This window comes from Sphaerisporangium sp. NPDC049002 (assembly GCF_040649355.1).
Taxonomy (GTDB): domain Bacteria; phylum Actinomycetota; class Actinomycetes; order Streptosporangiales; family Streptosporangiaceae; genus Sphaerisporangium.
Map to the genome: position 1 here is coordinate 1 of NZ_JBEZFH010000246.1, position 10,126 is coordinate 10,126.

Sequence of the window (10,126 nt, forward strand, 5' to 3'; positions counted from 1 at the left end):
GCCCGATGGGCAAATATGTACGGGGAAGCCGCAATTCCGGTTAATGGGTTACACCCAGTTTTGGACTTCCGCAACGCGCTCGGCGAGGGCGCGGCCCAGGCCGGCTCCGAGAACTCCCCGGGTCGCTTCCGCTTCGACTTCACCGCGGCCGGAGCCGTCCCGCCGACCGTCCTGCGTGACGTCGAGGACGAGGTCAACGCCATCCTCATCAACGACCTCAAGGTCAACGCCTACCACACCTCCCTCAGCGAGGCCCGTTCGATGGGCGCCCTGGCGCTCTTCGGCGAGAAGTACGGCGACGAGGTCCGCATCGTCGAGGTCGGCGACTACTCCCGCGAGCTGTGCGGCGGCACCCACGTCGCCAGCTCGGGCCAGCTCGGCCTGGTGAAGGTGCTCGGCGAGGCGTCGATCGGCGCGGGAGTGCGCCGCGTCGAGGCCCTGGTCGGCATCGACGCCTTCCGCTTCCTCGCCCGTGAGAGCGTGCTGGTCGCCCAGCTCAGCGAGCAGCTCAAGGCGCGCCGCGAGGAGCTGCCCGAGCGGGTCGAGGGCATCGTCACCCGCCTGCGCACGGCCGAGCGCGAGCTTGAGAGGCTCCGCTCGGCCCAGGTGCTCGCCGCGGCCGGCGAGCTCGCCGCCTCCGCCCGTGACATCAACGGCGTTTCGGTCGTCACCCACCGCGCGCCTGACGGCACTTCCCCCGATGACCTGCGTAAACTCGCTCTCGACGTGCGCGGCCGGTTCCCCGGTGACCGCGCTGCGATGATCGTGATCGCCGGTGTGCCCGCAGACCGTCCGGTCGTGGTCGCCGCTGTGAACGATGCGGGGCGCACCCGGGGTCTCAAGGCCGGGCGACTGGTCGGCGTCGCCGCCAAGGCACTTGGGGGTGGCGGTGGCGGTAAGGATGATGTCGCGCAGGGTGGTGGAGCCCGTCCGGAGGCGATCGGCGACGCGCTCGGCGCCGTCGAGCACGCGATCCGGGAGACGCTGTCCTGATCGTGGAGATCTGGCGCGCGCGCTTCCGTGCCCGGAGCCCGCGGTGAGGCGCGGGGTCCGGCTCGGCGTCGACGTGGGATCGGTCCGCGTCGGCGTGGCCCGCAGTGACCCTTCGGGGCTGCTGGCCACGCCGGTCGAGACCGTGCGGCGCGGCCGGGGCGACCTCGACCGCATCGCCGAGATCGCCGCCGAGTGCGAGGCGATGGAGATCGTCGTCGGCCTCCCCACCTCGCTGTCGGGCCGCGAGAGTCACGCGGCGGTCGCCGCGCGGCAGTTCGCCGTCAGGCTGGCCGAGCGGCTCGCGCCTGCGCCCGTCCGCCTCTACGACGAGCGGCTGACCACCGTGACCGCGCAGCAGGGCCTGCGCGCCAGCGGTGTGAAGGCGAAGAACCAGCGGGCGGTGGTCGACCAGGCGGCGGCCGTGGTCCTGCTTCAGGCAGCCCTGGACGCCGAGCGGTCCGGCGGCGCCCCGCCGGGCAGACCCGTCGAGCCACCGGGGCGGCGTCCCGGTGGGGAATCGAGCGCCGGGCCCTCGGCGTGACGCGGCCCGCCGGCCCCGGCGACGACCCCGACGACCTGATCTCCTTCACCGACGAGCGCGTGCCCGAAGGGGCCGACGAGCGCCGGGCCCGCGCCGGGCGCAGCAAGCGCGCTCTGCTGCTGCTGGTCGGCGGGGGCAGCGCCGTGCTGATCGCCGCGGGCCTCGCCGGGGCGTTCGCGCTGTTCGGGCCGCTCATGAGGCCCGACGACTTCGACGGCACGGGCTCGGGTCCGGTCGTCGTCGAGATCGCCCCGGGCGCCAGCGCCGGGCAGGTGGCCGACGCCCTGGTCAAGGCCGAGGTGGTGGCGAGCGCCCGGTCCTTTGTCAACGTGGTGGAGGAACGCGGCAAGTCGGGCAGCCTCCGGCCCGGTCGCTACGCCCTGCGCAAGCGCATGTCCGCCGCGTCGGCGCTCGACCTTCTCATGGCGCCCCAGTCCAGGGTGCGGAAGCGGGTGACCATTCCCGAGGGGCTGCGCGCCGCCGAGGCGGTGGCCCGCCTGGCGAAGGGGTCGGGGCTGCCCGCGGCCGAGCTGGGCCAGATGGCCGCCAAGCCCGCCGAGCTGGCGCTGCCGCCGTACGCCAAGGGGACCGTCGAGGGCTTCCTGTTCCCCGCCACCTACGACATCGAGCCCGCGACGACACCACGCGACCTGCTGCGCTCGATGGTTCGCAGGTTCAAGCGCGCGGCGGCGCACGTGGACCTGGAGGCCGGGGCGGCGGGGCAGCGCCTGTCCCCGCGTGACGTGGTGGTCATCGCGAGCATCGTGCAGGCCGAAGGCGGCAGGGACAGCGACTATCCGATGATCGCCAGAGTGATCTACAATCGCCTCGCGTCCAGAGCCAAGCTGGAGATGGACAGCACGGTGATGTACGGCCTGGGCAAGCACGGCATCGTGGCCTCACACGCCGAGATCAAGCGCGACACCCCGTACAACACTTACATGCACCCCGGGCTGCCGCCCGGTCCGATCAGCAATCCCGGCGAGGCCGCGCTCCGTGCGGCGCTTCGTCCGGCTAAGGGTGATTGGTACTGGTTTGTCACGATCGACCCACAGCATAGAATCACGAAATTCACTAACAAAGAGAGTGAGTTCGTGAAACTCCGAGAAGAGCTGAACAAACGTCTCGGGCAGCACTGATGCCCAGCGGGACTGCCACCGCCCCCCGCACGCGCCGGGTCGCCCCGGCAGGCGCGGAGCAAGGGGCGGGGACGACGGCTTGCCTGGTATGTCGCACCAATTTGGGGCACTCGCTTGACGACGGGCCGGTCCTACCGGGAGATTGGCGAGCGCACCTATGAACGATCTGGACCTCGATAGTCTGCTGGGTGCCGAGGACGACGAAGGGCCCCGGCGCCGATCTCGTGCTTCCTCCAGAACGGCACGCACGCGCAGCAGGCGACGTCAGCGCCGCCAGCGCCGCAAGGGCTTCGTGGCCTTCTTCGTCGCGATGATCGTCATTGTCGGCGTCCTCGGCGTCGGTGGGTACTACGGCTACAACTGGATCCGCGGCGTCGCGATCCCCAAGGACTTCACCGGGCAGGGCACCGGCGAGGTGCTCGTGGAGATCAAGGAGGGGCAGAGCGCCACCGAGGTGGCCCAGACCCTCGTCGACCAGGGTGTCGTGGCCAGCGAGCGGGCTTTCATCAACGCCATCGGCGCGGCCGGCAAGAGCGCCTCGCTCCAGCCGGGGGAGTACAAACTTCGCAAGGGCATGGCCGCGAGCAACGCCGTCCCCCTGCTCGACCCGAAGCGCCGGCTGCAGACCACCCTGACCGTGAGAGAAGGGCTGCGGCTCTCGCAGATCCTGGAGCAGCTGTCGACCGCCACTGGCAAGCCGGTGTCCGAGTTCCGCAAGGCGGCCAAGGACGCGAAGGCGCTCGACCTCCCGTCCTACGCCAGGGGCAGGCTGGAGGGCTTCGCCTTCCCCGCGACCTACGAGGTCTCTCCCAAGTCCAGCCCCGACGAGGTCCTCGGCGCGATGGTGGCGCGTTACAAGCGCGCGGCCGACGACGCCGGCCTCGTGGCGGGCGCCAGGCGGGTGGGCCGTACGCCGCTGGAGATCATGACGATCGCCAGCATCGTGCAGGCGGAGTCCGGCAGCGTGCGCGACATGCCGAAGGTCGCGCGAGTGATCTACAACCGGCTCAACCGATCGCCGCAGATGAAGCTGCAGATGGACAGCACGGTCATGTACGGCCTGAACAAGTTCGGCATCGCCGCCACGCACGAGGAGATCAAGAGCACGTCGCCGTACAACACCTACGCGCGCCTTGGCCTGCCGCCCGGTCCGATCGGCAACCCCGGTGACCACGCCATCGAGGCCGCGTTGAAGCCCGCCGACGGCACCTGGCTGTTCTTCGTCACCACCGACCCCAAGCGGGGCATCACCAAGTTCACCGACTCCGAGGCGGAGTTCTTCAAGCTGGCCCAGGAGTTCAACCAGAACCGCGGGACGGGCTGATGGAGCGGCGTGCCGCCGTGCTCGGCTCGCCGATCGCGCACTCGCTCTCGCCGTGCCTGCACCGGGCCGCGTACGACGCCCTCGGGCTGCGCGGCTGGAGGTACGACGCGATCGAGTGCGACGAGGGGGGCCTGGCCGGGCTGCTGTCCGGCATGGGCCCCGAGTGGGCGGGCCTTTCGCTGACCATGCCGCTCAAGCGGGCCGTGCTGCCCCTGCTGGACACCGTCGCCGACCTCGCCGTCGAGGTCGGCGGGGTGAACACCGTGGTCTTCCGCGACGGCGCCCGGCACGGGGAGAACACCGACGTCCACGGCATCGTCCAGGCGCTCACCGAGTCGGGGGTCGTGGCACCCCGGGCGGCGACGATCCTCGGCGGCGGCGCCACGGCGGGCTCCTCGCTCGCCGCGCTCCGCGAGCTCGGCCTGTCGAAGGCGACGCTGGTGGTCCGCGACCCGTCGCGGGCCAGGGAGACGGCCGAGGTCGCCGAGCGGCTCGGCATGGCCCTGACCGTGCGGACGCTCGACAAGCTCGACACCGTACTCGACGTGGACCTTGTGATCTCGACGCTGCCCGCGGGGGCGGCGGACGGCTACGCGCAGGCGCTCACCGTCGTGCCGGCCGTGTTCGACGTGGTCTACGCCCCATGGCCGACGCCGCTGGCGCGTGCCGTGCGGGGCGCCGGCGGCACGGTCGTCGGCGGGTTCGCCATGCTGCTGCACCAGGCCGTGCGCCAGGTGGAGATGCACACGGGCCGAGGGGGAGTCCCGGTCGCGGTCGTACGGGCGGCCGGCGAGGCCGAGATCCTCAGACGAGCGGCTCGAACGGATTGAGCACCCGCACCCCGGTGCGCTCGAAGTCCTTGGTATTTCGGGTGACCATGGTCCACCCGTTCGCCCTGGCTGTGGCGGCGAGCAGGCCGTCCACCAGCGGGAGCGGATTTGGGGCGTTAAGCGCTCCCCAGGCTTCGGCGGTGTTCGCTGTGACGGAGACGATGCGGTCGACGAACTCGTGCCGCAGGCGTGCCAGCCATGTCTCGTAAACAGCGGCCTGGGAGGGGTCACGGTACCGTAGGCGCTCGACGCCTTGGCGAATCTCCCCCAGGACCATGACACTGATGTAGAGAGTCGGCCCCGGCACCATGTTGAGCCACTCTTCCACATGGGGATTCGGCCGCCGCTTGGTCACCTCGCAGGCGACGTTCGTGTCGAGAAGAAATCCCATCGGCTCAGTCGTCCAGATCCACGACGCGGACGGGGTCATCCGATCGCCTGATGTCGAGCACGCTCAGGTCTGGTGCGGACCTGAGGAACTCCTTGAAGTCAGGGGCTCCGTGCTTCAGCCGCCGGTATTCGGCGATGTCGATGACTACGGCCACCTCCTCCCCGTGGCGGGTCACCACCTGCGGGCCGTCATCGTGAGCCTGGCGGATCACCTCACTGAAGCGTTGCTTGGCCTCCTGTAGTTGCCACTGAGCCATGAGCACCTCCATCTGGTCTGTCTAGACTCACAGGGCGATCCTAGCAATTCATCGCCTTCCGTGTCCGATGAATCACAGATAGTAAGATGGTCGGGGGACTATTCGGTGGGTGCTCGGTGTTGTGGTAATGTTGCTGCTTGATCGGTCCGGCATGGCTGCTGGACGCGCAAGCGGAGGTTTTCCTCCCACCTGTTCGGCCGCAGGGCCGACGGGTCAAGGATCACTACCGGACTCCTCCGGGGAGCTCATGGTCATCTGATCACCGAGCTCGGTGGCCCCGCATGCGCGACGTGTGGGGCTTTTCGCATTCCCGCGAAACCTCCCATCACGGTCAAGCACCGACGCGGATAAATGCCAGGTACCTAGGAGGTCCCATCAGCACTGAGCCCCGCATCAACGAGCGTATTCGCGTGCCCGAGGTGCGCCTCGTGGGCCCGAACGGCGAGCAGGTCGGCATCGTCTCCATCGGCGATGCGCTGAAGCTGGCCCAGGAGTCCGACCTCGACCTGGTCGAGGTCGCGGCAACGGCTCGTCCGCCCGTGTGCAAGCTCATGGACTACGGCAAGTTCAAGTACGAGTCCGCCATGAAGGCACGCGAGGCGCGCCGTAACCAGGCGCACACGATCATCAAGGAGATCAAGCTCCGGCCGAAGATCGACCCGCATGACTACGAGACCAAGAAGGGTCACGTCGTGCGGTTCCTCAAGGCGGGGGACAAGGTCAAGGTCACGATCATGTTCCGCGGACGTGAGCAGTCCCGTCCCGAGCTGGGCTTCCGGCTCCTGCAGAGGCTGGCGGAGGACGTCACGGAGCTCGGCTTCGTCGAGTCCCAGCCCAAGCAGGACGGCCGAAACATGATCATGGTGATCGGGCCGCACAAGAAGAAGGCCGAGGCCAAGGCCGAGCGCGCGGCGGCTCGCGCGAGAACCTCCGGCGATCCGGTGGAGGGCGAGGACATGAGCCTCGACCACGACATGGCGTCGGCATCGGAACCGCAGGAGTGACCCGCCCCGCCTGACAGCTCGGCGGGATGCGAGAAGACACCGAAGACCGGGTCAGGGAGAGCGGCCAGGCATGCTCCTGGCTGGGGTACCTTGACCCGGGATATCGGCACGGACCATTGAGGGAGAGACGGCTGACATGCCGAAGATGAAGACGCACAGCGGTGCGAAGAAGCGGTTCCGCCTCAGCGGGAGCGGCAAGATCATTCGCCGTCGTGCGAACCGTGCCCACTACAACGAGCACAAGGCGTCCACGCGGACGCGCCGTCTCGCGCCTGAGGTCGTCATGTCCGATGCCGACACCAAGAAGATCAAGAAGCTGCTCGGCAAGTAACCGAACCCCCGGGGAGATAGAACAATGGCACGCGTAAAGCGGGCGCTCAACGCCAAGAAGAAGCGCCGCGTCGTCCTCGAGCGGGCGAGTGGTTACCGGGGTCAGCGGTCGCGGTTGTACCGCAAGGCCAAGGAGCAGATGCTCCACTCACTGACCTACGCCTACCGTGATCGCAAGGACAAGAAGGGTGCCTTCCGGCGCCTTTGGATCCAGCGCATCAACGCGGCGGCGCGCGCGAACGGCATCACCTACAACCGGTTCATCCAGGGCCTGAAGGCCGCCGGTGTCGAGGTGGACCGCAAGATCCTCGCCGACCTCGCGGTCAACGACACCCAGACCTTCGCGGCGCTGGCCGAGACCGCAAGGAAGGCCCTGCCGTCCGACGTCAACGCGCCGGTCGCGAGCTGAGCCCACGCACGACCCAGTGAACGACTCGTTCTGTATCGGAGCGGGTCGTTCACTGTTTTCCGGCATTTCCACCGTGACGGGCCTCACGCGCGTCGTCACGGTTCAGGGGTTTCACCAGGGGGATATGTGGCCGGGTCCGAGCTGACCAATATCAGATCTCCGCGGGTCAAGGCCGCGAAGCGCCTGACCAAGCGGGCATTCAGGGACCGAGACCGCTCCTTCCTCGCCGAGGGCCCGCAGGCCGTGAGGGAGGCCCTGAACCTCCCCGGCGTCGCCGTCGAGCTGTTCACCACCGCGGACGCGGAGATCAGGCACGCCGACATCGTGGACACCGCCCGGCGCGCCGGGTTGCCGGTGCACGCCGCGAGCGGGGAGGTCATGGCGGAGCTCGCCCAGACCGTCACTCCCCAGGGGCTGCTCGCGGTCTGCCGTTTCATCCACGTGCCGCTGGCCGAGGGCGTCCCCGAGGGCGCCGGCCTCGTCGCCGTGCTGGCCCACGTGCGTGACCCCGGCAACGCGGGCACGGTCCTGCGCACGGCGGACGCGGCGGGGGCGGACGCGGTCGTGTTCACCGACGCCTCCGTGGATCCCTACAACGGCAAGTGCGTCAGGGCCAGCGCCGGGAGCCTGTTCCACCTCCCCGTCGTGACCGCCGCCCCCGTGGCCGAGGCCGTACGCCATCTCAAGGAGCGGGGGCTGCGCGTCCTCGCGGCCGACGGCGCCGGCGCCAAGACGCTCGACGACGTCGACCTGGCCGGCCCGACGGCGTGGATCTTCGGCAACGAGGCATGGGGCCTGCCCGAGGAGATCCTGGAACTGGCCGACGAGGTCGTCCGGGTCCCCATCTACGGGCGCGCCGAGAGCCTCAACCTGGCGACGGCGGCCGGAGTCTGCCTTTATGCCTCGGCGCGGGCCCAGCGCTCCGCGTAGGCCCTCTGACAGCCGTACAGGCCCCTTTGTCCTAAAGGGACCTGTTCCTGCTCCGGCGGGACGGTCCCCCACGGAGAGTAGGGCTGCCTTCCAGTACGGGAAACCCGCTATTGTCGGCCCTGTAGGGTCGAGGAGGCGATAGTGCGCGGCGGACAAACCCACCCACGGGACGCCGATGCCGCATGTTCGATCGAGGTCGACGATCTGCCCGACGGCGTCATCGTGGCCGACGAGCGCGGCAGGGTGGTCGCCCTCAACCGCGCCGCGTCCCGCCTCACGGGAGCGGGGCCGCACGCGGTCGTCGGAAAGCTCTTTCCCGATGTCCTGCCCTTCCGTGACAACGACGGCCGCGACTGGTGGAAGTGGCTCGACGCCTACGGCGGCCTGCGCACCCGCAGCCGCCAGCCCGAGTGCTCGCTCTACCTGCCCGGCGGCCAGGAGCTGCTGGTGGCCGCCCGCTTCGTGCGCAGGCCCGAGCGCGGCGGCGACGTCGTCCGCGTGGTGGTCACCCTGCGCGACGCGGCGGCGCGCGCCCGCCTGGAGCGCAGCCGCGCCGACCTGGTGTCCACCGTCGCCCACGAGCTCCGCTCCCCGCTGACCAGCGTCAAGGGGTTCACCGCCACCCTGCTGGCCAAGTGGGGCCGTTTCACCGACGACCAGAAGCGCGTGATGCTGGAGACCGTCAACGCCGACGCCGACAGGGTCACCCGGCTCATCACCGAGTTGCTCGACGTGTCCCGCATAGAGTCGGGGCGCCTGCAGATCCACCGCCAGGTTGTCGACGTTCCCGCGCGGGCGCGTAAGATCATCGCGGGTCGGGTGGCCGCGGGCGAGCCTGAGGACCGTTTCCTGCTGGAGACGCTCGGTGATCTACCCGAGATGTGGCTCGATCAGGACAAGATCGACCAGATCCTCGGAAACTTGCTGGAAAACGCGGTGCGTCACGGGCGAGGTACCGTGACAATAGTCGTGGAGCCTGTCGAGTGGGGAGTCGCCGTGTCCGTGCGTGACCAGGGCGAGGGTGTCGCACCCGAGCTGGCCTCGCGCGTCTTCCGGCAGTTCTGGCGCGGCAACGGGCGGCGCCGTGGCGGCACGGGGCTCGGCCTCTTCATCGTTAAGGGCCTCGTCGAGGCCCACGGCGGCACGATCACTGTGCAGCGGGCGCCCGGCGGCGGCGCCGAGTTCCGATTTACCATGCCCGCCGGCACTCCCGACTTCGCCTGACGCGTCGCCCGGGACGGCCGGTGGGCCTCACCACGCCGGCATCCGCCGGCCCGGCCGCGTCGCGTACGGACGCTCGACCGCGGGAGGTCACCACCGTTTCCCGCCGTCGTCCGGCAGGCGATCACGGAAGCGGCGACCGCTTCCCGGCGGCGTCCCGCATGTGATCGGAACAGCTTCGGCAACCTCCGGCGACAGCTCGCGGGAGGTTGTCCACAGCCCGTCGCCTCGCGGCCGGTTCGCCACTCTGGACGGACTAGACTCGTGCCCGCTCAAGCCCTGGATACGGAGCTCTCTCTTGTCGAACACCTATGACCCGGTCGAGGTGACGCCGTTGCACGCCGACGAGGTGGCGCGCATGGAGGCGGAAGCCGTGGCCGCCATCAACGCGGCCGCCGACCTCGACGACCTCAAGCAAGTGCGGCTGGCGCACTCCGGCGACCGGTCCCCGATCGCGCTGGCCAACCGCGAGATCGGCGCGCTGCCGCCGCAGGCCCGTTCCGAGGCCGGCAAGCGCATCGGGGGGGCTCGCAAGGCCATCGGCGAGGCCCTCGCCGCCCGGCAGGCCGTGCTCACGGCCGAGCGCGACGAGCGCGTCCTGGTCGAGGAGGCCGTCGACGTCACCCTGCCATGGGACCGCGCGCCCCGGGGGGCCAGGCACCCGCTCACGACGCTGCAGGAGCGCATCGCCGACGCCTTCGTCGCGATGGGCTACGAAGTCGCCGAGGGGCCCGAGCTCGAGGGCGAGTGGTTCAACT

At 69.8% G+C, this 10,126-nt stretch carries 11 protein-coding genes and 2 pseudogenes; 11 read left to right on the top strand and 2 right to left on the bottom strand.

Translation table 11 applies throughout. The annotated features are described in order from the left end of the window. Positions 1-69 precede the first annotated feature (69 nt). From AB0B89_RS31675 to AB0B89_RS31695, 5 genes and pseudogenes are all read left to right on the top strand, one after another. Positions 70-993, top strand: a pseudogene (locus AB0B89_RS31675) (DHHA1 domain-containing protein); the annotation flags it as partial. Between the two features lie 43 nt (positions 994-1,036). Next, complete coding sequence (ruvX, locus tag AB0B89_RS31680) at positions 1,037-1,534, top strand: Holliday junction resolvase RuvX (protein ID WP_358560123.1); 498 nt, start codon at positions 1,037-1,039, stop codon at positions 1,532-1,534. Then, complete coding sequence (gene mltG / locus AB0B89_RS31685) at positions 1,531-2,673, top strand: endolytic transglycosylase MltG (protein WP_358560125.1); 1,143 nt, start codon at positions 1,531-1,533, stop codon at positions 2,671-2,673. The genes ruvX and mltG (AB0B89_RS31685) overlap by 4 nt, the downstream gene beginning before the upstream one ends. A gap of 157 nt (positions 2,674-2,830) precedes the next feature. Further along, positions 2,831-3,997, top strand: coding sequence for an endolytic transglycosylase MltG (gene mltG / locus AB0B89_RS31690; protein ID WP_358560127.1), 1,167 nt, complete (start codon positions 2,831-2,833; stop codon positions 3,995-3,997). After that, the gene (locus tag AB0B89_RS31695; RefSeq protein WP_358560129.1) at positions 3,997-4,827 is read left to right on the top strand and encodes a shikimate dehydrogenase; all 831 of its coding nucleotides are present in this window, start codon (positions 3,997-3,999) and stop codon (positions 4,825-4,827) included. The genes mltG (AB0B89_RS31690) and AB0B89_RS31695 overlap by 1 nt, the downstream gene beginning before the upstream one ends. Here AB0B89_RS31695 and AB0B89_RS31700 read toward each other — a convergent pair. Both AB0B89_RS31700 and AB0B89_RS31705 read right to left on the bottom strand, forming a co-directional pair. Further along, entirely contained in the window at positions 4,802-5,257 is a 456-nt protein-coding gene (locus AB0B89_RS31700) for a type II toxin-antitoxin system VapC family toxin (RefSeq protein ID WP_358560130.1), read from the bottom strand. The genes AB0B89_RS31695 and AB0B89_RS31700 overlap by 26 nt on opposite strands. Then, positions 5,223-5,474, bottom strand: a complete 252-nt coding sequence (locus tag AB0B89_RS31705; RefSeq protein WP_358560132.1) for a type II toxin-antitoxin system Phd/YefM family antitoxin — start codon at positions 5,472-5,474, stop codon at positions 5,223-5,225. Before AB0B89_RS31705 ends, AB0B89_RS31700 begins: the two co-directional genes overlap by 35 nt. Before the next feature lie 374 nt (positions 5,475-5,848). On the opposite strand from AB0B89_RS31705, the gene infC reads away from it, so the two are divergent. From infC to AB0B89_RS31735, 6 genes and pseudogenes are all read left to right on the top strand, one after another. Further along, a complete protein-coding gene (infC, locus tag AB0B89_RS31710; RefSeq protein WP_358560142.1) occupies positions 5,849-6,478 on the top strand; it encodes a translation initiation factor IF-3 in 630 nt (209 codons plus the stop codon). A gap of 136 nt (positions 6,479-6,614) precedes the next feature. Next, positions 6,615-6,809, top strand: coding sequence for a 50S ribosomal protein L35 (gene rpmI, locus AB0B89_RS31715; protein WP_358560134.1), 195 nt, complete (start codon positions 6,615-6,617; stop codon positions 6,807-6,809). A 24-nt stretch (positions 6,810-6,833) separates the two neighbouring features. Continuing rightward, entirely contained in the window at positions 6,834-7,217 is a 384-nt protein-coding gene (gene rplT, locus AB0B89_RS31720) for a 50S ribosomal protein L20 (protein WP_358560136.1), read from the top strand. Positions 7,218-7,343: 126 nt separating this feature from the next. Further along, entirely contained in the window at positions 7,344-8,147 is an 804-nt protein-coding gene (locus AB0B89_RS31725; RefSeq protein ID WP_358560138.1) for an RNA methyltransferase, read from the top strand. A 141-nt stretch (positions 8,148-8,288) separates the two neighbouring features. After that, positions 8,289-9,371 carry an ATP-binding protein gene (locus AB0B89_RS31730; RefSeq protein ID WP_358560140.1) on the top strand — a complete coding sequence of 361 codons (1,083 nt, stop codon included), beginning with the start codon at positions 8,289-8,291 and terminating at the stop codon, positions 9,369-9,371. 355 nt (positions 9,372-9,726) lie between these two features. Then, positions 9,727-10,126, top strand: a pseudogene (locus AB0B89_RS31735) (phenylalanine--tRNA ligase subunit alpha); the annotation flags it as partial.